A 23,538-nucleotide genomic window follows, 5' to 3' on the forward strand; every position below is an offset into this window, starting at 1 on the left:
GTTCGCGCCGGCATGCGCGCAGGGGCAAGGCGGCCGCGCCGCCCGAGCCGGGCGGTCAGAACGGCAGCTTGGCGTCGGGCTTGACAGCGAGGATCGCGCGGCGGAAGTCGTCCTGAATGCGCTTGATCGCCGCATCGCTGTCGGCCTCGAAACGCAGCACGATGACCGGCGTGGTGTTCGACGAGCGGGCCAGCCCGAAACCGTCGGCGTATTCGACGCGAATACCGTCGATCGTGACGACCTGCTTTGCACCGTCGAACCTGGCCGTCTCGCGCAGCTTGTCGATCAGCGCGAAGTTCTCGCCCTCGGCGAGCGGAATCTGGAGTTCCGGCGTCGAGATCGAATTGGGCAGCGCGTTGAGCACGGCGCTCGGATCGGCAGACCTGGACAGGATTTCGAGCAGACGCGCGCCCGTGTAGAGGCCGTCGTCGAACCCGTACCAGCGATCCTTGAAGAACACGTGACCGCTCATCTCGCCGGCCAGCGGCGCGCCGGTTTCCTTGAGTTTGGCCTTGACCAGCGAGTGCCCCGTCTTCCACATGAGCGGCTCGCCGCCATGCTCGCGCACCCAGCCTGCAAGGTTACGCGTGCACTTCACGTCGTAGATGATCTTCTCGCCCGGGTTGCGGCTCAGCACTTCGGCAGCGAACAGCATCAGCTGACGATCCGGATAAATGATCTGGCCGTCCTTGGTGACCACGCCGAGACGGTCGCCGTCGCCATCGAACGCCAGACCGATTTCCGCATCGGTCGTTTGCAGCGTGCGAATGAGATCCTGAAGGTTTTCGGGATGCGCCGGGTCCGGGTGGTGATTCGGGAACGTGCCATCGACGTCGCAGAACAGTTCGACGACTTCGCAGCCCAGCGCCTGAAACAACGCCGGCGCGTAAGCACCGGCCACACCGTTGCCGCAATCCACTGCGACTTTCATCGGACGCGCCAGATGCACGTCGTTGACAATGCGTGCGCGATACGACTCGCCGATCTCGTCGGCAGTGTAGGTGCCTTGTCCGGATTCGAAGTCCTGCGCTTCGATCAGTCTGGCGAGGCCCTGAATCGCATCGCCGTAGATCGCGCGGCCGCGCAGCACCATCTTGAAACCGTTGTAGTCGGGCGGATTGTGGCTGCCCGTGACCATGATGCCCGAGTCGACGACGCGCCCGTGCAGGGTCACGTTGGTGGCGAAATACACCATCGGCGTGACCACGACGCCGATGTCGACCACGTCGACGCCCGCGGCGCGCAACCCGTCGGACAGCGCGCCGATCAGTTCCGGACCGGAGAGGCGGCCATCACGGCCGACGACGACGGCGTTGCCGCCTTCGCGACGCAGTGCCGTGCCGAAGGCGCGTCCGATCAGGTGTGCGACGTTGGCATCCAGCGTCTTGCCGACGATGCCGCGAATGTCGTAAGCCTTGAAAATCGCAGGCGAAACTTGCGTGGTTTGCGTCATGGGAAAGAGTCTCTCGGAAACGAGGGGAGAAATTGCACAGAAGATGCCGGGCGTACAGGGGGGTGCACAGACGCCACAGACATCGAATCCCGGCAGGAAGCCCGGCCGGGAATGGCTGCATTACGCTAAAATTATACGAGACTTCGCCGCACCGCGGCATTTCCCCGAACCCTTGTCAGCCAGTACCTACATTCCGTTCTGTCGGGCGCGGCCGAACACGACGCCCCGCGCCGGAAGTCCAGTTTCGGTCCACACGCACCGGCCCTCGCAAGGCCGGTTTTGCTTATCTTGAGAACGAGTGAGACGCGCGAGCGCCCCATGCCCTACCGAACGTACCGGACCATTTTCCGCAACATCCTATGGATGCTGACCGAGCGCGGCGCGCAGATTGCCGGCGGCATTGCGGTGTCCGGACTGCTGGCGCGCAGTCTGGGCGCGGCCCAGTTCGGCCTGTTTCAGTATGCGCAATCGCTCGTGTTTCTCGCCGCCTCCCTCACGTTGCTGTGCGGCAGCGAAGTCGTGGTGCCGCGCCTTGTCGACAAACCGGAAGCGGAACAGCGCACCGTCATCGCCCACGCGTTCGTGCTGCGGCTCGCGGCCGCGGCTGTCGCCTACACCCTGCTCACGATCTATGTTCTGGGCTTCGCGGAATCGAATCTGGTCGCCGTGACGCTCTGGCTCGGGGTGGCGCTGTGGTTCCGGGAGCCGTCGGGCATCGTGATCGCCTGGCTGCAAGCGCGCACGTTCAACCGGCCCGGCGTCACGGCCAATCTTTGCGGGCTGGGGGCGAAGCTCGCGCTCGTGGCCGTGCTGTTTGCCACGCACGCGGACGTCACGGTGTTCGCCATCGTGTATGCCGTGGAAGCCATTGTCGCGGCTGCGCTGCTCGTTCGATACTACCTGCGGCATTCGCCGAAGACCGCGATCGTCTGGCATCGCTCGCTGCTGCTCGAACTGCTGCGCAGCGGCGCAACATTCTGGGGCGGGCTGATGCTGATGATTCTGTTCAAGCGCATTGACCAGCTCGTGCTCAAACCGATCATTCCGCTGTCCGAACTGGGCGCCTACGCGGCCGCCATGCAGATCACGGAGAACTTCGTGCTGGTCGCGCCGATCATCGCGAATTCGCTCGCGCCGCAGCTGATCTTTCAGACGATGGATAACGCCACCGCCCGGCGCAACACGGTGCGTGCCGTCTGGCTGATGGTCGCCGCGGGCGCGAGTCTGGCTGTGCCGATCGCATTGCTGGCCCCCTGGATCGTCCACCTGATCTACGGGGCGGGATTTGCCGAATCGGCGCAGATTCTGCGAATCTCCGCGCTGATGGGCGTGCTCGTGTTCGCGGACGCCGCACTCAACCTCACGCTCATTCGGCGCGGTGCGGGGCGCTGGGTCATCGCGAAATGGCTGTGCGCCGCGGTCGTGGCCTTCGCTGTCGTGCGCGGACTCGCTCCGCAACTCGGCGCCTTCGCCGGCGCATTGGGGTATGGCGCGGGCTACGCGGCCGCGCTGGTGCTGGGCGTCTGGCTGCTTCGGCGGGATTGAGGCGGGATTGAGACTGGACCGAGACGAGATGACGATGATCGATTCGCGCACATCGCCCGACACCCCCCGCGCCCGCACGCTGTGTCTGTTCACCGGCACCCTTGCGGCATTCGCGGGCGCGGAGCGCGCCACCGCGACCCTTGCCAACGCGCTCGCCGCACGCGGGCACCGCGTTCACGTGCTGTCGCTGTGGGGCGATACGCCGGTCTTCGACCTGTCGCCCGGCGTTGTGCATCATGCGATGTTTCGCGAGCGCGTGGCGTTCAGACATCACTATGTGCCGATCGTGCGCCAGGTGCGGCGTTACGTGCGCGCCCATGACATCGACGTGATGATCGACGTCGACCCGATGCTCGCGCTCTACACGCTACCGGCCACATTCGCTCTGCCGTTGCGGCGCATCGCGTGGGAGCACAGCACTTACGCCAGCGATCTCGGCCGCCGCGCCCGCCGCTGGGCGCGCGCGCTTGCGGCGCGCCGGTACGAGGCCGTGGTGGTCCTGACCGACGCCGACCGCGACGCCTGGCAGGCGCATCATCGCCACGCCCGTGCGCAATTCGTCACCCTGCCCAATCCCCTGGGCATTCCGATTCCGGACACCGCCCCGGCGCCGGCCGGCGAACGCTGCATTCTCGCGGTCGGCCGTCTGGTGCCCGAAAAGGGCTTCGACCGGCTAATCGACGCGTGGGCGCGCATTGCCTCCGACGCGCCGGGCTGGCAGGTGTCGATCGTCGGCGACGGGCCGTTGCGCGACGACCTGCTCAGGCAGGCGCAGGCTCTCGGCGTGGCGGACACGGTACACGTGCTGCCTGCCGTCGCGAATATCGCGCAGCACTACGCGCGCGCATCGATCTACTGCCTGCCATCGCGTCGCGAGAGCTTCGGGCTGGTGTTGATCGAGACGAAGGCCTACGCGGTGCCGGTCGTGGCTTACGCCGCCGACGCCGGGCCGCGCGCGCTGCTCCGTCACGGTGTGGATAGCCTCGTCGTGGATGACGGCGACATCGCGGGACTGGCGAGCGCAATGCGCCAGCTCGTCGGCGACGCGGGCCTGCGCCGCCGGCTCGGGCTGGCCGGTTACGCCCATGCACGGCATTTCCGTGCCGACGCCATCGCCGCGCGCTGGGAAGCGCTGTGGGACGCCGCCGCACCTGCGCTGACGGAGGCACGATGAAGATCGCCCTGTTCGTCACCGGTCTGCAACTTGGCGGCGCGGAGACGCAGGTCGCCGATCTCGCCAGGGGCTTTCTCGCACGCGGTCATGACGTCACGCTGATCTCATTGACCGGCGCTTGCGCCATCGCCCTGCCGGAGTCGCCGCGCTTCATCCGCCTCGAACTGGGCGCGGGCAAGTCGCCGGTCTCTCTGGCACGTGCCATGCAGCGTCTCGTGTCGTACTTGCGCGCCTGGCGGCCCGACGTCGTTCACGCCCACATGGTTCACGCGAATCTGATGGCGCGCGTGGCACGATGGTTCGTGTCGATGCCGGTGCTGGTGACGAGCGCTCACAGCCGCAACGAGGGCGGCCGGGCGCGCATGCTCGCCTATCGGCTAACGGACCGCTGGACGGATCTCACGACCAACGTCAGCGACGACGCCGTCGCCGCCTTCATCGCGCAGGGCGCCGCTCCGGCCACCCGCATCGTCAGCATGCCCAACGGCATCGACACCGGGCGCTATCGGCCGGACCCCCAGGTACGCTCACATTGGCGCGGCATGATGCCGGGTCTGCCCGCGGCATCGACGGACAGCGCGCCCGTCGTGTTCGCCGCGGGCCGCATGGTCGAGGCGAAGGACTATCCGACGTTGATCGGCGCCTTCGCGCGCGTGCTCGACGCCATGCCCGACGCGCGACTGTTCATTGCGGGCGACGGCGCGTTGCTCGCATCGATGCAGGCACTGGTGAAGACGAGGGGGCTTGCGCATGCCATCACGCTGCTCGGACGCCGCAATGACATCGCGCAATGGATGTGCGCGGCCGATGTATACGCGATGTCCTCCGCGTGGGAGGGCTTGCCGCTCGTGATCGGCGAGGCGATGGCCAGCGGCCTGCCCATCGTATCGACGGACTGCGGCGGCGTTCGGGAACTGGTGGGCGACACCGGCCTGCAAACGTCGCACAACACCCTGGTGCCGGTCGGCGATGCGCCAGCCCTCGGCGACGCGCTGCTCCGCCACCTGCGCGCCACGCCCGAGGACCGGCAGGCCGCCGGCGCGGCCAACCGCGAACGCATCGTCGCCCGCTACTCGCTCGACGCCATCGTGACGCGCTGGCTCGACACGTATGCCCGTTTGCGCGGCGACACCCGCGCGAACGCCTGACTTTCACGGCACTCCGTCAATGACATTCCCGGTCCTGCTCTGCTCCAACACGTTCTGGTCGATCTACAACTTCCGGCGCGGCCCGATTGCGGCCATGCTCGCGGCCGGCCATCCGGTTCACGTTGCCGCGCCGGACGACGAATTCGCCGCGCCGCTCGCGCAGATGGGGTGCGTGGTGCACCGCGTGCCGATGGCGGCAAAGGGGCAGAATCCGCTTCAGGACTTCGGCCTGATGTGGCGGCTTTATCGCCTCTACCGGCAAGTGCGCCCGTCCGTCGTCTTTCACTACACCATCAAACCGAACATCTACGGCTCGATTGCCGCGCACTTCGCCCGCATTCCCGCCGTCTCGATGACGACCGGCCTGGGGTACGTCTTCATCCGGGAGTCGCTGACCACGCGTCTCGCACGCCAGCTCTACCGCGTGGCCTTCCGGCATACGCTGGAGAACTGGTTTCTGAACGTCGAAGATCATCGGACGTTCGTCGACGGCGGACTCGTCGCGCTGGGCAAGACACGCCTGCTGCCGGGCGAAGGCGTGGATCTGACGCATTTCGCGAAGGCCGCATGGCCAGCACCGGACGCACCGAATGCACCGAATGCACCGGACGCCGCGCCGGGAACGGCACCCGCCGTTCGCTTTCTCCTGATCGCGCGTTTGCTGCGGGACAAAGGGGTATTGGAATACGTGGAGGCCGCGCGAACCATCCGTGCCGAGATGCCTCACGTCACCTTCCAGATTCTGGGCGCGGCGGATGTCGAGAACCCCACGGCGATCTCCCGCACCGAGGTGAACGCGTGGCAACGGGAAGGCGTCGTCGACTATCTCGGTACCACGGGCGATGTGCGCCCCTTCATCGCCAACGCGCACTGCGTGGTGCTACCGTCGTACCGGGAAGGCCTGTCGCGAACGTTGCTCGAAGCTGCCGCCATGGCACGTCCGCTGATCGCCACCGACGTGCCGGGGTGCCGCGACGTGATCGACGACGGTGTCACGGGGTATCTCGTGCCGCCGCGCGACGCCGCCGCACTGGCGGCACGCCTGCGCGACGTGGCCCGTCAGCCTGCGGCCGATCTCGTCCGGATGGGCGAAGCCGGGCGTGCTAAAGTAGCGCGCCAATTCGACGAACACGTCGTCGTTGCAGAGTATTTTCGGGTTCTCGGATCCCTTCACGCATCATGCTGAGTCTCGCTATCGCCCTCGTGGTGTCGTTCGTCACGACATTGTTGATCGTCCGCTACGCGCACGTTCACTCCCGTTTCTCCGGCGATAGCGATGTCGCCGGCGTACAGAAATTTCACGTGCGTCCGGTGCCGCGTATCGGCGGCGTCGGCATTCTCGCCGGCCTGCTCGTCTCCGCGTCGGCGCTCAGCTTGTCCTACCCCGCCGTGTCGCGCGACATTCTGCTGCTCGTTGCATGCGGCCTGCCCGCGTTCCTGTCCGGCTTCATCGAGGATCTGACGAAGAAGGTCACGCCCACGGTACGTCTTGTGTGCACGATGTTCGCCGCGCTGCTCGCGTGGCTGGTGCTCGATATTCACATCACGCGCGTGGACATCGGCGTGGCCGACCGCGCGCTGCTCGCGGCTGCTGTCTCGGTGCCGCTCACGGTGCTGTGCGTGGCGGGCATGGCCAACGCCGTGAACATCATCGACGGCTTCAACGGCCTCGCGGCCATGGTCGCGATGATCATGTTCGCCTCGCTTGGCTACGTTGGGTTCCAGGTGCAGGACCCGATCGTGCTCACCACGTCGATGATCATGGTCGGCGCGATCCTCGGCTTCTTCATCTTCAATTTCCCCGGCGGACTGATCTTCCTCGGTGACGGCGGCGCCTACTTCCTCGGCTTCATGCTCGCCGAAATCGCCATTCTGCTCGTGATGCGCAACCCGCAGGTGTCGCCCTGGTATCCCGCGCTGATGGTGATTTATCCCGCTTTCGAAGTCTGCTTCTCGATCTACCGCAAGCGCTTCGTGCGCGGCATTTCGCCCGGCATTCCGGACGGCGTGCATCTGCACATGCTGGTCTACAAGCGGCTGATGCGCTGGGCCGCGGGCGCGCGCACGGCGAGCGCCCTCACGCAACGCAATTCCTTGACCTCTCCGTACCTTTGGCTGCTATGCTTGCTGGCAGTGATCCCGGCGACGGTTTTCTGGCGGCATAGCGTGGTGCTTGCACTGTGCTGCGTCGCTTTCATGGTGACGTATGTGTGGCTGTATCTGAGCATCGTCCGCTTCAAGGCGCCACGCTGGCTGATCTACAAGAAATGAACGACCACGGGGGGCAACGCGCGCGAAAGTGCGCGGCCGCGGCACACGGAATCCCCCGATCGGGACAACAAGACAAGACAGCGCCACCAACGCGATGCGTGACATCTATGCCATCGGCGACCTGCAAGGTTGCCAAACGTCGTTTGAACAACTGCTCGGGCGTTTGCCGCCGCACGCCGATCTCTGGCTCGCCGGCGATCTCGTCAATCGTGGCCCGCGCTCGCTCGATACGCTGCGTCAGGTCATTGCGCTGGGCGAGCGTGTCACCGCGGTGCTCGGCAATCACGATCTGCATCTTCTGGCCGTAGCCGCCGGCGTACGTCAGGCGCATGGCAGCGACACCCTCGACGATATTCTCAATGCACCGGACCGCGATGCCCTCATCGACTGGGTGCGCCGTCAGCCGTTGGCGCACTTCGCACATGGGCATCTGATGGTGCACGCCGGGGTCCTGCCGCAATGGGATGCCGAACAGGTCGTCCGGCTGGCGGGCGATGTGCAGGCGCAACTGCGCAGCCCCGACTGGAAGGTGTTTCTCTCGCGCATGTTCGGCAATCAGCCCGATCAGTGGCAGCCGGGGCTGAACGACGAAGACCGTCAGCGTCTCACGATCAATGCCCTCACGCGCATGCGCTTTTGCACGGCAGATGGCCGCATCGACTTCAAGATCAAGGAAGGTGCCGACGCCGCCACCGACTCGCTCAAGCCGTGGTTCGACGCTCCGGGCCGCCGTACGGCGGACGTGACGATGGTGTTCGGCCACTGGTCGGCGCTCGGGCTGGTGATGCGCGACGACGTGCTCGGACTCGATACGGGATGCGTGTGGGGCGGCAAGCTCACAGCAGTCAAACTCGCCAGTACGCCCGCCGGACGCGAGCTGATCCAGATCGATTGCCCGCGGATTCGCGACCCGCTCGCCACGAGCGACCAGAGGCGCAACAAGATGAAAACGGCGGAGAAGGCCGAAGATGCGCTCAAAGCCGCCAAGGCCGAGAAGCTGGACAAGTTCGGAAAGGCGGCGCGCAAGCTGGAAAAAGCGGCGAAGGCGGCGAAGGCAGAAAAGTCGGCGAGGGACGAGAAAACCGAAAAGGTCGAGAAGGCCGAGAAGGGAACGAAACGCAAGGCCGAGTGATCGCGCGGCATGGCGCCGCGCCGGTCGTGGCCATCCAACAAAAAACGGCACACTCGGGTGCCGTTTTTGTCGCCAGCGCGGGCAACGCCTCGATTCAGGCGCGAACGGGCTGTGCGGCGTCGTCCTCTTCGTCGCCCAACGTCGACGTGCGCGAACCGACCGAACCGCTCTCCGGCAACACCGCCTCGGGCAAGAAGCCCTGCAACGCCGCGCCCACGGCCTGCTGCGCGCCCAGCGTGAATTCGCGACGATGCTGCCCCTGCTGCGGATACTGCGGCTCGCCAATCGACAGACGCACGGTCATCGGCGGCGCCTTGAGAATCATGTCGATGGACTCGATCAGGCTCGTCTCGCCGATGTACGCCGGCGCCACCGTGTGACGCCCGCTCGCGGCGTCCGTATAGAACAGGCACATCGGCTGTACCGGCTTGCCCGTGGACACCGGCGCCTGCAACAGATTGGCATGAAAAGGCAGCAGGCTGCGCCCGTCGGTCGTCGTGCCCTCGGGAAAGACCGTGATGATGTCGCCGTCGCGCAGGCATTCCGACAGGTAATGCATGATGCGGCGCGCATCGGCACGGCGCTCGCGTTGCAGGAAGATGGTGCGCGTCTGCACGCACAGCCAGCCCACCAACGGCCAGTGGCGAATCTCCGCCTTGGCAACGAAGCGCACCGGCTGCCACGCGTTGAGCGCGAAGATGTCGATCCACGACACGTGATTGCACAGCAGCATGACGCCGCCCTCGGGCACCGGTGAGCGCTGCTCCACTTCGAGGTGCATGCCGCAGAGCTTGAGCAGCTTGCGCGACCACGCGCGAATGCGACGGTCCTTCTGCGCTTGCGACAGGAACGGGAAGAGCACGGCGGCGGTCACCATGCCGCGCGCGAGGTGCAGACCCAGACGAAGTTTTTTGATCAACAGCACGGCAATCGCATCCTATGCGGCGAGGGATTCGTACGCCACGCGGCCGCCGACCAGCGTGAGCCGTACCTGGCCCGGTAATTCGTAGCCCAGAAATGGGGTGTTGTGACCGGCGCTGCGCAACTGCCCGGCCGACACCGTCCAGTGCGCCGACGGCGCAAAAACACAGATGTCCGCAGGCCGTCCGGGCAATAACTGCCCCGCCCCCGGCGCGACCTGGGCCAGACGCTGCCCGGGCCCGCACGTCACCCGCGCAAGCGCATCGACGAGCGGCACGCGCCCTTCCTCGGCCCACTTCAACACCAGCGACAGCAGCAATTCGAGTCCCGTGGCGCCCGGCGCCGCTTCCGCGAAGGGAACGAGACGCGCGTCGGCGGCGAGCGGCGTATGGTCCGAGCAAATGGCGTCGATCGTACCGTCACGCGCCGCCTCGCGCACGGCTTCGCGGTCGCGTTGGGCACGCAGCGGCGGATCGAGCCGGTACTGGGCGTCAAAATACCCGATGTCCATGTCGGTGAGATGCAGATGATGAGCAGCTACGTCGCAACTCACCGGCAATCCTTCCGCTTTTGCCGCGCGCACGAGCGCCAGTCCGGCCGCCGACGACAGACGGCACAGGTGTACGTGCGTGCCCGTCACTCGCACCAGTTCGAGAATCGTGTGCAGCGCAATGGTTTCGGCCGCGACCGGAATTCCGGCCAGTCCGAGGCGAGACGCCACCGCGCCGCTCGCGGCCACGCCGCCGGCCGCCAATGCCGCGTCCTGCGCCCGCAGCCAGACCGTCACCCCGAAAGTGCCCGCATATTGCAACGCACGTAGCAGCGTCCGGTTATCCGCGATGGCAGCATTCGCCTGTGACACACCGATGCAACCGGCTTGCGTGAGCTGCGCCATCTCGGTCAGTTCGCATCCGGCAAGACCGACGGTCAGCGCCCCCAACGGGTGAACCTGCGCGTGATGTGTCGCGCGGGCCCGCAGTTGCAGCATCTCGACGAGATCGGGCTCGTCGAGCACAGGGTCGGTATCCGGCGGGCATACGACACGCGTGATGCCGCCCGCGAGTGCGGCGGCCGCTTCGCTGGCGGCTGTCACGCGCCGCGCGGATAAATCGATCAGTCCCGGCACAACCAGCGAACCCTGCACATCGATCACGCGCTCGGGCGCAAAGCCGGCAGGCGGCGTGTCGAGCGCAACGACGTTGCCCTCGGCAATGAAGACGTCCTGCACACGATCCGTACGGGACGCGGGGTCGATGACGCGGCCACCCTTCAGATGCAATCTCATGACGCGCTCATCCGTTGTTCGCGGCAACAATGCTCATCGCCGCCATCCGCACGGCAATGCCGAACGAGACTTGTTCGAGAATGACCGACTGCGGGCCATCCGCAACGGCGGAATCGATCTCCACGCCCCGGTTCATCGGGCCGGGATGCATGACGATGGCATCCGGCTTGGCGAATGCGAGCCGCTCGGGCGTCAGCCCGTAGTACTTGAAGTATTCGCTCGCCGACGGCAGCAGCGCCCCGTTCATTCGCTCGTTCTGCAAGCGCAGCATGATGATCACGTCGACGTCGCGCAGTCCTTCGTCCATGTCGTGAAACACGCGCACGCCAAGTTGTTCGAGTCCGGCCGGCAAAAGCGTGCGCGGGCCGATGGCGCGCACTTCGGGCACGCCGAGCGTTGTGAGCGCATGGATGTCCGAGCGGGCCACGCGCGAGTGCAGAATGTCCCCCACGATGGCAACCGTCAGATTCTGGAATTCGCCCTTGTGATGGCGAATCGTGTACATGTCGAGCAGGCCCTGTGTGGGATGTGCGTGACGTCCGTCGCCCGCATTGATGACATGCACGTGCGGCGCGCAATGCTCGGCAATCAGATACGGCGCCCCCGATTGTGCGTGACGCACGACGAAAAGGTCGGCATGCATCGCCGACAGATTGCCGATGGTGTCGAGCAGCGTTTCGCCCTTGCTCGTCGACGACGCGTTGATATTCAGATTCAGCACATCGGCCGACAATCGCGCGGCTGCGATCTCGAACGTCGTTCGCGTACGCGTCGAGTTTTCGAAGAAGAGATTGAAGACGGATTTGCCGCGCAGCAGCGGCACCTTCTTCACGTCGGCATCGTTCACGCTCACGAACTGCGTTGCCGTGTCGAGAATATGCATGAGCACGGCGCGCGGCAGTCCTTCGACCGTCAGCAAATGCTTCAGCTCGCCGTTGCGATTGAGTTGGGGGTGGCCGCGCCGGCCGAGCATACCGTTAGCCATGCCGGGCCTCCGTGGCGACCGGCATGGCGTTGTGCAAGGGAATATCAGGCGGGCACATGCTCGTCGAAGTACTGCTGGAGGATGATGCGGGCGGCTTCCGCGTCGAGCGATGTCTTTTGCGATACCTTGACGCCGGCATCGGCCAGCGCCGCCGCGGCGGCGACCGACGAATAGCGTTCGTCGACCCAGACCACCGGCACGTTGAACCGCCCGTTGAGTTGATTGCCGAAGCGCCGGGCCTGTTGCGTCATCTCGTGCGGTGTGCCGTCCGGATGGCACGGCAGACCGACGACGATCAGTTCGGGCTGCCACTCGGCGATGAGCTTGCCCATTTCGGCAAAACGGACGTCGCGGTTGAGATTGGCGACGACGGTGAGCGCGCGGGCTTCGCGCAGCACCAGGTTGCCCATCGCCACGCCAATGCGGCGCTCGCCGTAATCGAAAGCGAGCACCGTGCGACTGCCAGCCATCATGCGTGACCTGCGTCGGCGGAGAGCATGGACGACGTCACGCCGAGCAATGCCAGTGCGGCGTCGAAGCGCTCGGCCGGCGGTACATCGAACACGATGCCCGGGTCCGCGGCGACCGTCAGCCATCCATTACGGCTGATTTCATCTTCCAGTTGCCCCGCGCTCCACCCCGAATGCCCCAGCGTGAGCAGGAACCGGTTCGGGCCCTGACCGTTGGCGACGGCCTCGAGCACGTCCTTGGACGTGGTCATCTCCAGACCGCCCGGCACGGACAGCGAGGAACTGTACGATGTCCCCGTCGCTTCATGCAGCACGAAGCCGCGCTCGGTCTGCACCGGCCCACCGAAGAAGACAGGCTGATGCGCAAGCGGATCGATTTCGAGCTTGAGGTCGAGCCGCTCGAAGAGCGACGCGAGATCGATGTCGGTGGGACGATTGATCACCAGCCCGATTGCGCCCTTTTCACTGTGCTCGCACAGATAGACGACGGTGCCGGAAAAGGTGGGATCGGCCATGCCCGGCATGGCGATGAGGAACTGATTCGTAAGGTTGATACGGTCGTTCGGCATAGGGCCAGAGTTTGTCGGAACCTGTTTGACGGTCTGCCGTCCGGTACGTGCCGCAGCACGGTGCCAGTGCCCATGAGGGCTCGCGTCACCTGCCGGCGGCCGGTCGGCGGACGAACTTTTTCCGCATCGTGATACGGCCATCGGCCGCCAAGGGCAGCCTTTTGGCCGACTGTATCACGGAACGTCGCGAGCGGTGACTAGCCGCTGCCCGAACACGCTCGCATCCAGCGCACGCTCGCGCCACATGGCCATCTCCGCGATGAGATCGGGACGCGACTCGGGATAGGTGTCCGCCGCAAACTGGTGAAGCATGCCGCGCAACGCCTTGACTGTCATGGCCAGCGCGGCCGGCCCCCCGGGCTCCGCCGGCGGCGACACGGCCAGGCGCTCGCCCGTGGCGGCAACCGCAGCCGCCAGCCGGGCGACCGGTGCCAGCCCGATGGCAGCGGCGTACTGCGCCATCTGCCCCGCAACCGCCGGATCGTTCAAATTCGGAAGGGCCTCATCGGCGAGGCTGAGGAACGTCTGACAAACATCCTGACGCACCGCCAGCGGCCCGATACGCAGCCAGTCGCGCGAACTGGTGCCCACCCCCTGCTTCTGTCCGGCCTGCGCCGCATCTGCCAGCGGCTCGGGCAGGTGGCCGGAACGGCGCAATACGCCGAAATCGGCCAGGAGCGTGCCTAGCCAGGTGTCCGGCGCCCGCGCGTGCCAGGTCGCGAGCGCTTCGATCAGGTCATGGCCGGGAATCGCCTCGGAGGTTGCCTTGGCAGTCCCCGCCGATGCCGGTGCCTGCGCCAATGCCGATGTCGCGGCAGTGACGGGCGCCTTCGCCACCGCGTTCGCATCGTCCGCACCGGGACGCGTCAATTGCTTGCGCAGCGCCATGTTCATGCGTCCGATCTGGCGCTTGTCGGCCAGGCTCAGCGGTGCGCGCACAAAACGCAGCCAGGCGGCGGCCAGACGCCAATAATCGAGCGGTGCGCTCGCGCCCGCACGATGCAGATCGGCGGCCAGATCGGCCAACTGGCTCAGGGCAGCGGTGGTATCGGTCGCGTCGGCGTCCGGGCGCAGCAGGCGCAGCAACACCCGCTCGACGTCGGCACGCAGCGGCGCCGTGCCTGCCGGTAAGCCATGCAGGCGTGGCTGCGCCACCGTCCATCCCGCCATGCGGAGCGCCCCCAGCGTGGGCGCCCCGGGCCAACCGTCGGCGACGGCCGGTGCTGCGGTCGATGGTGTCGATGCTGTGGATGGCGCAGCGGGTGACAATGGGGCCGCCGCCCCCGCCTGCCAGATCTCTCGCTCGAACTGACGCAACGCGTTGCGCTGGGCGTCCTGACTACCCGGCTCGCCATAGGCGGCCTCGGCAATCGCCTGCACCAAACGCTCGCCATGCAACGCCCAGTCGGCGTGACCGCTCGTCAGAAGCAGCCGATTGGCGCGACGCAGCGGCCCGAGGGCTGCCGCGGGGCCGTTGGACCAGGCGTCGGACGCCTCGGTCAGCGCTTCGGCGACTTCGGGCAAACGCCACAACGGCACCTCGCGGGTCTCGCGCATCTCGCGCGCGGTGCCAGCCGTGGCGTTGGCAGAGGTATCGGGGGACGGTTGAGATGCGCCGCCAGTGCTCGACGAGCCGGACGATTCAGACATCACCATAGGCCATCTCCTGGCCGCTCGGCCTCAGATCTGCACCATCTCGAAGTCTTCCTTGCGGGCTCCGCACTCCGGGCAGGTCCAGTTGATGGGCACGTCTTCCCAGCGCGTGCCGGGGGCGATGCCCTCGTCGGGCAAACCTGCCTCTTCGTCATAAATCCAGCCGCAAATGAGGCACATCCAGCTCTTGTATTCCATTCTTTCTTAGGCGACGAGCGTTCCGTTACAATGGCTTGTCAACCGCTTCGGGTCCCGTCGGCAGAGATGCCGGACGGTCTTGTGGGAACCTGCCGGCGCATTGTCCGGCGGGCGCTGCCCACGGCGCTTTCGAGCGCTCCGAAACGGGCATTTAAGGCGTGATGGTACCAACGAACCCAAGGCCTGACCAGATCGCCGTCTATCCTGCCTCCATGCACACTGAATCCCCACCCATTCTGCTGACCTTCGGACTTTCCGACCCCACTTCGGCAACCGGCGTTCAGGCCGACCTGCTCACCTTCGCGAGCATGGGCGGCTATGGCGTGTCGGTCCTCACCGGCTATTCCTCGCAGGACTCACGCGCGTGCGACGACGTGCAACCCATCGATCCCGACTGGATTGCCGATCAGGCGCGCATGCTGCTCGAAGACATGCCCGTGGCGGCTTTCAAGGTCGGCAGCGCCGTGAATGCCGATAACGTGGCCGCCATCGCCGAGATCGTGGCCGATTACGACGAAACGCCGCTCGTTGTCTCGCCCGACTTCGGACTCGCGGGCGAACATCTGCTCTCGGCGGACGAGCTGCGCGAAGCAACGGCCAGCCTGCTCGTGCCGCAGGCGAGTGTGCTCGTGGTGAGCCCGGCGAGCGCCGTCGCGCTGGCACAGACCATCACCGAGAACGAAAACCTCTCGCAGGATGAGGCCGTGTCCGTACTGCTGGAGAACGGCTGCGAATTCGTGCTGGTAAGCGACGGCAACGCGCCGCAGTTCACGCACACGTTGTACAGCGACGGCGGCGTGGTTCGTGAGGACGCCTGGGATCGTCCGCCTCACAACGTGGCGGGCGCCATCGACACGCTCGCCGCTGCCGTCACCGCCATGCTTGCCAACGGTCTTGCGGTGCCGGAGGCCGTGCGCGAGGCCCAGGAGTACTTGCAGCAGGTGCTGGAGAATGCGTTCCGCCCCGGCATGGGACGGCACTTTCCCGATCGTTTTTTCTGGGCGCGCGCCGAAGACGCCGAGCAGGACAGCGCCTCGCCGCAGGCATGAGACCGAAGGGCCGGAGATCGAGGCCGACGCCGGAGCCCGGGTCCGGGCCGCTTCGGACACATCGGCGCCATCAGGCAAAACGCCCGCAAGTTCGCGGGCGTTTTCACGTCTATCGGGTTCAGACAGACCTTAAGTCAAACGGTGCGCCACCTCAGGCGGCACGATCATCGCGTCCTCATCCGACTCTCCCTTGGGACGCCCCCACACCTCGATGACACGCTTGACGAATGGCTTGAGGTCGTCGCCCTGAGCGCGCAGCATGCGCACCAGGGCGGCATATTGTCCGTCGAAGATTCGCATGTTGTAGTTCTTCAGGCGCTGAATATCCTGCAATGCCTCGTCGTCGCGGCCGGCCAGCGCGAGCAGGACGATGTAGCGCTTGATCATGGTCGGCCCGGCACCCAGCGCCAGCGCCTCGCGATGCGCGGCCAGCTTTTCGTCGAGCTGATCGCGATTGAGGTAAAGCGCCCCCGTGACCGCGTAATCGCCGTATGGCGCGAAGAATAATGCCGGATCGGTGCGATACGCCTCGATCTTGCCCGCGCGATAGGCCACTTCGACACGCTGATAGTCGTGATATAGCCATGGGATCGCCACGCACGCGAACAGCACGATGACGCCATTGACCGCGCCAGTCGCCGTCGGCGACACGCTCTCGATCGGCTTCGTCTCGCAAAAACCGAGCAGGAACATGGCCGGCAGCAGGAAGAACGCGTAATGCTGCGGATACTCAAGCAAGGCGTGAATTGCGAGCATGCCCAGCAGAACGAAGGCGATGGCGATCGGCGCCGCCTTGATGCCCCGAATCGCACGCGCAAACCAGAACGCCAGCGGCACCAACACCGCCAGTGTTCCGACAACGCCCGTCTTCGCAAGCAAATCGAGCAGCACGTTGTGCGCGTTATCTGCCATTTCCACCGGGCCGAGCTTGTCGACCAGCGCAAACTGCGCATCGATGTAGTTGGACCAACCCGCGCCGAAGAACCAGTGCTCGCGGAAAATCGCCAGCCCGTATTCCCACAGATTCAGGCGGCCCGCCACCTGCCCGGCCTGCTGCATGCGCGCCACGGCGCTGCCGTCGAGTTGCAGCCCCCACGCCAGATTCGCCCAGCCGACGAACAGCGTCATCAGGCCGAGCATCGGCAGCAGCGCAACGGGCACAAACCAGCGCATCGAACGGCGCATACTGCGCGCCGGCTCGCTTCGCTCGGTCCACACGAGCCACAAGCCGAAGGTCGAGAGCAATGCCAGTTGCAGCCACGGCGTGCGCGACCCCGTCAGGCAGATGCCGATATCGAACGCGGCACACGCGACGAGCAACGCCCATGCCGGCAACTTGCGCCGATACCAGAGGTAGAACGCACCGGCGCTCGCGAGCGACAGATACGTCGCCAGATGATTCGGCTGGTACATGTTGCCGAACAATCGGCGAGCCACGCTCACGGTGTACTTCGCCACCAGCCACGGCACCTGCGCCTCGAGGTGAAACGCCTGCACGATCTGCGCGCCGACAGCGTATAGACCGCCAAGCGTCAGCGCCACGGCGCTCCAGCGCATGAGCACGCTGCGCCAGCCCAGCTGCGCGAGCCAGTAACCGGCGTTGACCGCGACGATCATTGCAACGCCGTAGAGCAGCGCCGTCATCATCAACTGCGGCAATTCGGTCGGAATCGTCGCGCGCTGAATCAGCACTACCGCCACGAAGGCTAGTGGCATCCAGGTAACGCGCGGCATGCGCAGCGCCCGCGCATCGCGTTGCCACACGGCGATCATCGAGAGCACGCCCAGCAACGCGAACAGCGAAAACGTCAGCGCTTCCGAATAAAACGTGGAGATCGGATAGGTGTGCTTGACAAGGTTGTAGGGCGAAGCCCAGATCAAGGCCACCGTGAGCCCGATCATCGAGAGAAGCAAAGGAGGAAACAAGGTCGCCGCCGTGCAATGCACCGGTTGGAAGATGCGCAAGCATAACGAAAAATGGCCGCCCGAGGGGCAGCCATTTCATGCCTGACGCGCTTATTCACGCCGTCTGCCAATCCGCAATGACAGCCAGACCAGCCCGGGTATCGCGTATCGCGTGATGCAACTCCCCCAGCGTCCGGTCCGCTGTCAACGGAACTCAGGCCCCCTTGGTCGCCGCCTCGCCGCGGCACTCCGGCGGTGCCAGCTTCCCGGGCAGCGTAGCGCCGTTCGGCGCGCCCTCGCGGCCCTGCGCATAACACGTCCAGACGATCTGACCTTCCGGCGCCTTGCCGACGCTCAGCGATTCCGGCTTGCCGCTCGCGCCGGTACTCGTGGGCACCAGCACGAGCGCGCCGTCGCCGGCCCGCTGCGTGTATGCCACCGTGACATTGCCGCTCACGGAGTCGATGCTCACACCGCTCACGTTGTCCGTCGCGCTAGGCGCTTGCCAGCCGCTGTTGAACGGCGCGCCGTGCATGGCGTTCTCGCTCACGAGCGCCTTGGCCGAGGCCGCTGCGCCCAGGCCTTCGACGACACGTGCGCGCACCAGATAATTCTGCAAATACGGAACTCCAGCCGTGACCAGCACACCGATGATCGCCAACACGATCATCAGTTCGATCAGGGTGAAACCCCGGGACTTGGCGAGACCGGTTGTCCGGTGGCCGAAACGACGCATTGTGTAACTCCCTGCAAAAGCAATAAGAACAAAAGGGACATCGGGGGGAAGTGGGCGGAGTATGCCATAGCCCTCACGGCGAACGCCCTGCCGCAGATCAAATTCGGCTGCAGCCCCATGGGGTCATCGGAATCGTCCGAACCAATGTCGAACCGCCTGTCCGACGGCGCGCGATTCCCGCCGCATCTCGCGTGCGCTGCGTGTGCTGCGTGTGTCACGACGCGCCCCGCGACGTCATGACGCGCCGGCGCCCCCCCCAAAAGGGCACCCCGGCGCAACGCCCGGTCCCGGCAATGGACCCGATTATTTCGAAGAGGTTGCACCCGTTTGCCGGGCTTCGCTGCGACGCTTGAGCGTCAGACCCACGACAAGAACGAATAGCGCACCGGTCGCCGCCGCCACGTAATGGGTGTATTTCGCCGCATCGCCGGGTAAATGCAATAGGTGGCCAACGCCCGGGTCCGTCACGATCAGACCGCCGGCGATCCAGCCCAACAGCGCAGCGCCCGCCATCACGATGACCGGGAAGCGGTCCAGCGCCTTGAGCACGAGCTGCGAACCCCACACGATCAGCGGAATGCTCACGAGCAGACCGAAGATGACGAGCGGCAGTTGATGGTGATCCGCGGCGCCTTCGGCCGCCCCGGCAATCGCAATCACGTTGTCGATGCTCATCACCAGATCGGCAATGATGATGGTCTTGATCGCCGTCCAGAGCTTGTCGGCCGGTTTCACGCTGTCGTGCGCGTCATGGTCCGGCACCAGCAGCTTGGTACCGATCCAGAGCAGCAACAACCCGCCGACCGCCTTGAGATAGGGCACCGCGAGCAGCGTCACGGCGAACGCGATCAGGATCACGCGCAATACGATGGCCCCGACCGTCCCCCAGACGATGCCTTGCAACCGTTGCTTGGCCGGCAGATTGCGGCAGGCGAGCGCGATCACCACGGCGTTGTCGCCACCCAGCAGGATGTCGATCATGATGATCTGAGCCACGGCGGCCCAGTTCAGCTCGGCAAAAAACGCAAGCATGGCGCAAATATCCTCGGCAACGATGGGAACGACTGGAACGGATGAAACGCTGGGAACGACGGTAACAACGGCAACAACGGTGACAACGAAGGATTGCGCATACGCAATAGCAAAGAGGGAGCCCGATGTCCCGGGCTCCCTCTTTCATGACCGGTTGCGCGGCCGCCGGTTCCGGCGACCGTAACAAGGCCGTCCGGCGGGAATTACAGGGCTGCCTTGAGCAGACGGCCCATTTCCGACGGGTTGCGCGTCACCTTGATGCCGCAGGCGTCCATGATGGCCAGCTTGGCTTCGGCCGTATCGGCACCGCCCGAGATCAGCGCGCCGGCGTGGCCCATGCGCTTGCCCGGAGGCGCTGTCACGCCCGCGATGAAGCCGACGACCGGCTTCTTCATGTTGCCCTTGATCCACTCGGCGGCGGCGGCTTCGTCCGGACCACCGATTTCACCGATCATGATGACGGCGTCCGTTTCCGGATCGTCGTTGAACATCTTCATGACGTCGATGTGCTTCAGACCGTTGATCGGGTCGCCACCGATACCGACGGCGCTCGACTGGCCCAGACCCAGAGCGGTCAGCTGGCCCACGGCTTCGTACGTCAGGGTGCCCGAGCGCGACACCACGCCGATGCGCCCCTTCTTGTGGATGTGACCCGGCATGATGCCGATCTTCAGTTCGTCCGGCGTGATGACGCCCGGGCAGTTCGGGCCGAGCAGCAGGGTCTTGCGACCTTCGCGACGCATACGGTCCTTCACTTCGATCATGTCACGCACGGGGATACCTTCCGTGATACAGATCGCCAGGTCCAGGTCCGCTTCGACAGCTTCCCAGATGGCAGCGGCGGCGCCTGCGGGCGGCACGTAGATCACCGAGACGGTCGCGCCGGTTTGTTCCTTCGCATCCTTCACCGAACCGTAAATCGGAATGCCCTCGAAGTCTTCGCCAGCTTTCTTCGGGTTCACGCCGGCGACAAATGCGTTCTTGCCGTTCGCGTATTCGCGGCACATGCGGGTATGGAACTGGCCGGTTTTGCCAGTGATACCCTGGGTGATGACCTTGGTGTCTTTGTTGATCAGAATCGACATTGCTTGATTTCCTTCGTCCTGTTGCCTGACGGTGTGCGCCCGGCCTTTCGGGAGCGGCACGCCGCGACGGCTTCGACTGTTCTGGTTACTTGCCTGCGGCAGCCGCGACAACCTTCTGGGCAGCTTCTTCCATGCTGTCCGCAGAGATGATCGGCAGGCCGGACTCGGCGAGCATCTTCTTGCCCAGGTCTTCGTTCGTGCCCTTCATGCGCACGACGAGCGGCACCTTCAGCGAAACAGCCTTCGATGCGGTGATCACGCCTTCGGCGATCACGTCGCAACGCATGATGCCGCCGAAGATGTTGACCAGAATGGCCGTCAGGTTCGGGTTCTTCAGCATGATCTTGAACGCTTCGGTCACCTTTTCCGCCGTGGCGCCACCGCCCACGTCCAGGAAGTTGGCCGGCTCGCCGCCGAACAGCTTGATGGTGTCCATCGTGGCCATGGCCAGACCGGCACCGTTCACCAGACAGCCGATGTTGCCGTCGAGCGAGATGTACGCGAGATCGAACTTCGAGGCTTCGACTTCAGCCGGATCTTCTTCGTCCAGATCGCGGTAAGCGACGATTTCCGGATGACGGAACAGTGCGTTCGAGTCGAAGTTGAACTTGGCGTCCAGGGCCGTGACCGTACCGTTCTTGCTGACATTCAGCGGGTTGATTTCGGCCAGCGAAGCGTCCGTTTCCCAGAAGGCCTTGTACAGACCCTGGAGGATCGTGCGGGCTTGCGGCACCGAGGCGTCCGGCACGCTGATCTTCTTGGCGAAGTCGTCGGCTTGCGCGTCCGTCAGGCCGACCGACGGATCGATCACGACATGGTGGATCAGTTCCGGGTGCTTTTCGGCGACTTCTTCGATGTCCATGCCGCCTTCGCTCGAACCCATCAGCACGATCTTCTGCGTGACGCGGTCAACCACCAGGCTGACGTACAGTTCGTTGTGGATGTCGGCGCCTTCTTCGATCAGCAGGCGATTGACCTTCTGACCTTCCGGGCCCGTCTGGTGCGTGACCAGTTGCATGCCGAGGATCTGGCCGGCGTATTCGCGCACTTGCTCGATCGACTTGGCAACCTTCACGCCGCCGCCCTTGCCGCGACCGCCTGCGTGAATCTGGGCCTTGACCACCCAAACCGGACCGCCGAGTTCTTCGGCTGCCTTCACGGCCTCGTCCACGGAAAACGCCGGAATGCCGCGGGGCACCGCGACTCCGAATTTCCGGAGGATTTCCTTGCCTTGATACTCATGAATCTTCATGCGTGATTCCCTTCTTGCTGAGTTGGAAGTTTGGGTTCGAGCTTGCGAGTCGAGGCCTCATCGCGCACCGCTTCTGATGTGACGGGCGTCGTGGGCTCGTTCGCTCGATCGTTTGCGCGGCCGTTGAACCAGCGCGGGTAAAACCGGCGCACCGCCTCGCCATCAAACCGCAGGGCGTGACAATGTCCGAGTTGGAAAGGAGGTGCCGAATCTTCGGCATCGTTGGCGGCCTTGAGCGCGGTATCGGGCGTATCGATCACCACGCCGGCGAAGGCCTGAATCGCTGCGGTAGGCAGGACACTGCAAAGTTCGGTCAGATGGGTACAACCCGCGGCACCGCCAAGTCGCTCGCGAACCCCGCGCCGGAAGCCCCGCCGCAGGTTAAGTCCGATCAACTGACGATATTCTGGTCCAATCTGATCGCAAATACCGGGATAAGGCACCCAATCGGAAACGGCTTCGGCGTCATGCACCTCGAACGCTTCGTCGATCGTCAATCGCAGCCATAGCTCATGAATCGGCGTGCCTTCCTTGCGAAGGCCGGTCGCCAATGCAAAATCCCGATCCTTGTGATCGGTGAGACGGGCTTCGATGTCCCATAGGCCATCCTCGCGCGAATACGCTTCAACAGCGATCGTGCGACGGTGACGCAAGGTACGAGAGGCAGGCGCGGAGAGCGGCATGCGGAAGTGTGCAATGCATGAACGCAGAAAGACCTTGATTCTAGCATAGGCGACAGCGCCGTCTGCCGCAGCGCAGCAGAAGCCCGCTGCATAAGGCGCAATAACCCGACCCACCGGTCGGGTTATCAAAATCCCGCCACCGCCGGCGTGCATGGTGCGACGCCAAAAGGCGATAAGCGAGGCGTGACGCGTCACGTGAGTTCCATCGCTGTGTCACGCCAGCATCGGTGCAGGTTACACGACAAGGCGTGCCGTTAGCGGCTCGTGGATAAATGGACGCCCGTCCATGACGAATTTGCAGGGGCGTACGTCAGCAATCGTCCGAAAATTCGTCGGCGCCCCGCACGATTTTGCTGATAACGGTACGCGAGAAGCCACGAGCCGCCAGAAAGCGCATCTGTTTGGCACGCGCTTCCGGGGTCGTGGCGACTTCGCCGAACTTCTTCTGCCAGACGGCACGGGCGCGCGCCAGTTCGGTCTCGCGCAGTTGCTCCGAAATCGCGGCGACGGTCTCCGCGTCGACCTGATGTTGTTTGAGCTCGCCGACAATGCGTGTTGTGCCCATGCGCGACGCGCGACGGTTCACCACACTGTCCGCGAACCGCGAGTTCGACAGCCAGCGTTCCTGTTCAAGGGTATCGAGCACGCGATCCAGTGCTTCGGGGTCCCCGGCATCCACGTACGGCGTAAGCTTGCGACGCAGTTCCGCGCGACTGTACTCGCGACGCGCGAGATAGGACAACGCACGGCCTTTCAGACTCGGCGCGGGCTTGCGAGATTTTTTGACCGCAACGGCCTCGTCCCCCGGCGGGGGCGGCGGCGCATTCGGGTCGCGGGGAGGACGACGACTGATCATGAGTTCATCGTAGCGCCATCGGCGGCCATTCACAGAGCGAGATAAACAAACGCTGGCGCTGAGGCCACGACGTAGCCAATTGAGAAACCAGGTAACAAAGCAAAAACGGCAGCGCGAGGCCGTAAAGCTTCGCGCT

The 23,538-nt window shown here is 65.0% G+C and carries 21 protein-coding genes and 1 pseudogene; 7 read left to right on the top strand and 15 right to left on the bottom strand.

Annotated elements, in window-relative coordinates; all coding sequences use genetic code 11:
- Positions 1–55 precede the first annotated feature (55 nt).
- Positions 56–1,453: a phosphomannomutase/phosphoglucomutase gene (locus tag AB870_RS19250; protein ID WP_047905922.1), complete on the bottom strand. Its 1,398-nt coding sequence runs from the start codon at positions 1,451–1,453 to the stop codon at positions 56–58.
- Positions 1,454–1,771: 318 nt separating this feature from the next.
- Between AB870_RS19250 and AB870_RS19255 the strand changes: the two genes are divergently transcribed.
- The 6 genes from AB870_RS19255 (at position 1,772) to AB870_RS19280 (ending at position 8,723) form a co-directional block, all read left to right on the top strand.
- Complete coding sequence (locus AB870_RS19255; RefSeq protein ID WP_047905923.1) at positions 1,772–2,998, top strand: oligosaccharide flippase family protein; 1,227 nt, start codon at positions 1,772–1,774, stop codon at positions 2,996–2,998.
- A 28-nt stretch (positions 2,999–3,026) separates the two neighbouring features.
- A complete protein-coding gene (locus tag AB870_RS19260) occupies positions 3,027–4,172 on the top strand; it encodes a glycosyltransferase family 4 protein (RefSeq protein WP_167362717.1) in 1,146 nt (381 codons plus the stop codon).
- Complete coding sequence (locus AB870_RS19265; RefSeq protein ID WP_047905924.1) at positions 4,169–5,320, top strand: glycosyltransferase; 1,152 nt, start codon at positions 4,169–4,171, stop codon at positions 5,318–5,320. The genes AB870_RS19260 and AB870_RS19265 overlap by 4 nt, the downstream gene beginning before the upstream one ends.
- Before the next feature lie 19 nt (positions 5,321–5,339).
- A complete protein-coding gene (locus AB870_RS19270; RefSeq protein WP_047905925.1) occupies positions 5,340–6,506 on the top strand; it encodes a glycosyltransferase family 4 protein in 1,167 nt (388 codons plus the stop codon).
- A complete protein-coding gene (locus AB870_RS19275; RefSeq protein ID WP_047905926.1) occupies positions 6,500–7,591 on the top strand; it encodes an MraY family glycosyltransferase in 1,092 nt (363 codons plus the stop codon). The genes AB870_RS19270 and AB870_RS19275 overlap by 7 nt, the downstream gene beginning before the upstream one ends.
- A 94-nt stretch (positions 7,592–7,685) precedes the next feature.
- Positions 7,686–8,723 carry a symmetrical bis(5'-nucleosyl)-tetraphosphatase gene (locus tag AB870_RS19280; RefSeq protein WP_047905927.1) on the top strand — a complete coding sequence of 346 codons (1,038 nt, stop codon included), beginning with the start codon at positions 7,686–7,688 and terminating at the stop codon, positions 8,721–8,723.
- A 94-nt stretch (positions 8,724–8,817) separates the two neighbouring features.
- Here the strand turns inward: AB870_RS19280 and AB870_RS19285 are convergent, their stop codons facing one another.
- The 7 genes and pseudogenes from AB870_RS19285 to AB870_RS19315 form a co-directional block, all read right to left on the bottom strand.
- Positions 8,818–9,648: a lysophospholipid acyltransferase family protein gene (locus AB870_RS19285; protein ID WP_047905928.1), complete on the bottom strand. Its 831-nt coding sequence runs from the start codon at positions 9,646–9,648 to the stop codon at positions 8,818–8,820.
- A 12-nt stretch (positions 9,649–9,660) separates the two neighbouring features.
- Positions 9,661–10,929 carry a dihydroorotase gene (locus AB870_RS19290; RefSeq protein ID WP_047905929.1) on the bottom strand — a complete coding sequence of 423 codons (1,269 nt, stop codon included), beginning with the start codon at positions 10,927–10,929 and terminating at the stop codon, positions 9,661–9,663.
- Positions 10,930–10,936: 7 nt separating this feature from the next.
- Positions 10,937–11,890, bottom strand: a pseudogene (locus AB870_RS19295) (aspartate carbamoyltransferase catalytic subunit); the annotation flags it as partial.
- A 68-nt stretch (positions 11,891–11,958) separates the two neighbouring features.
- Entirely contained in the window at positions 11,959–12,384 is a 426-nt protein-coding gene (ruvX, locus tag AB870_RS19300; RefSeq protein WP_047908451.1) for a Holliday junction resolvase RuvX, read from the bottom strand.
- Positions 12,384–12,953 carry a YqgE/AlgH family protein gene (locus AB870_RS19305; RefSeq protein WP_044457038.1) on the bottom strand — a complete coding sequence of 190 codons (570 nt, stop codon included), beginning with the start codon at positions 12,951–12,953 and terminating at the stop codon, positions 12,384–12,386. Before AB870_RS19305 ends, ruvX begins: the two co-directional genes overlap by 1 nt.
- Positions 12,954–13,127: 174 nt before the next feature.
- Complete coding sequence (locus AB870_RS19310) at positions 13,128–14,609, bottom strand: hypothetical protein (protein ID WP_064674874.1); 1,482 nt, start codon at positions 14,607–14,609, stop codon at positions 13,128–13,130.
- Positions 14,610–14,633: 24 nt separating this feature from the next.
- A complete protein-coding gene (locus tag AB870_RS19315; RefSeq protein WP_006400971.1) occupies positions 14,634–14,804 on the bottom strand; it encodes a rubredoxin in 171 nt (56 codons plus the stop codon).
- Positions 14,805–15,016: 212 nt separating this feature from the next.
- On the opposite strand from AB870_RS19315, the gene thiD reads away from it, so the two are divergent.
- On the top strand, positions 15,017–15,853 hold the full coding sequence (thiD, locus tag AB870_RS19320; RefSeq protein WP_047905931.1) for a bifunctional hydroxymethylpyrimidine kinase/phosphomethylpyrimidine kinase: 837 nt from the start codon (positions 15,017–15,019) through the stop codon (positions 15,851–15,853).
- A 129-nt stretch (positions 15,854–15,982) separates the two neighbouring features.
- Here the strand turns inward: thiD and AB870_RS19325 are convergent, their stop codons facing one another.
- From AB870_RS19325 to recX, 7 genes are all read right to left on the bottom strand, one after another.
- Entirely contained in the window at positions 15,983–17,779 is a 1,797-nt protein-coding gene (locus AB870_RS19325) for an O-antigen ligase family protein (RefSeq protein ID WP_157112388.1), read from the bottom strand.
- Positions 17,780–17,972: 193 nt separating this feature from the next.
- Positions 17,973–18,494 (bottom strand): pilin, encoded by a 522-nt coding sequence (locus tag AB870_RS19330; protein ID WP_047905933.1) that lies wholly within the window; start codon positions 18,492–18,494, stop codon positions 17,973–17,975.
- A gap of 303 nt (positions 18,495–18,797) precedes the next feature.
- Entirely contained in the window at positions 18,798–19,526 is a 729-nt protein-coding gene (locus AB870_RS19335; RefSeq protein ID WP_047905934.1) for a TerC family protein, read from the bottom strand.
- A 203-nt stretch (positions 19,527–19,729) separates the two neighbouring features.
- Complete coding sequence (gene sucD, locus AB870_RS19340; protein WP_047905935.1) at positions 19,730–20,611, bottom strand: succinate--CoA ligase subunit alpha; 882 nt, start codon at positions 20,609–20,611, stop codon at positions 19,730–19,732.
- 85 nt (positions 20,612–20,696) lie between these two features.
- Positions 20,697–21,863, bottom strand: coding sequence for an ADP-forming succinate--CoA ligase subunit beta (gene sucC / locus AB870_RS19345; RefSeq protein WP_047905936.1), 1,167 nt, complete (start codon positions 21,861–21,863; stop codon positions 20,697–20,699).
- Positions 21,860–22,546 carry a DUF2889 domain-containing protein gene (locus AB870_RS19350; protein ID WP_047905937.1) on the bottom strand — a complete coding sequence of 229 codons (687 nt, stop codon included), beginning with the start codon at positions 22,544–22,546 and terminating at the stop codon, positions 21,860–21,862. Before AB870_RS19350 ends, sucC begins: the two co-directional genes overlap by 4 nt.
- Before the next feature lie 310 nt (positions 22,547–22,856).
- Positions 22,857–23,402: a recombination regulator RecX gene (gene recX / locus AB870_RS19355; RefSeq protein ID WP_047908452.1), complete on the bottom strand. Its 546-nt coding sequence runs from the start codon at positions 23,400–23,402 to the stop codon at positions 22,857–22,859.
- Positions 23,403–23,538 lie beyond the last annotated feature (136 nt).

Origin of the sequence: Pandoraea faecigallinarum (assembly GCF_001029105.3) — a bacterium.
Lineage (GTDB): Bacteria > Pseudomonadota > Gammaproteobacteria > Burkholderiales > Burkholderiaceae > Pandoraea > Pandoraea faecigallinarum.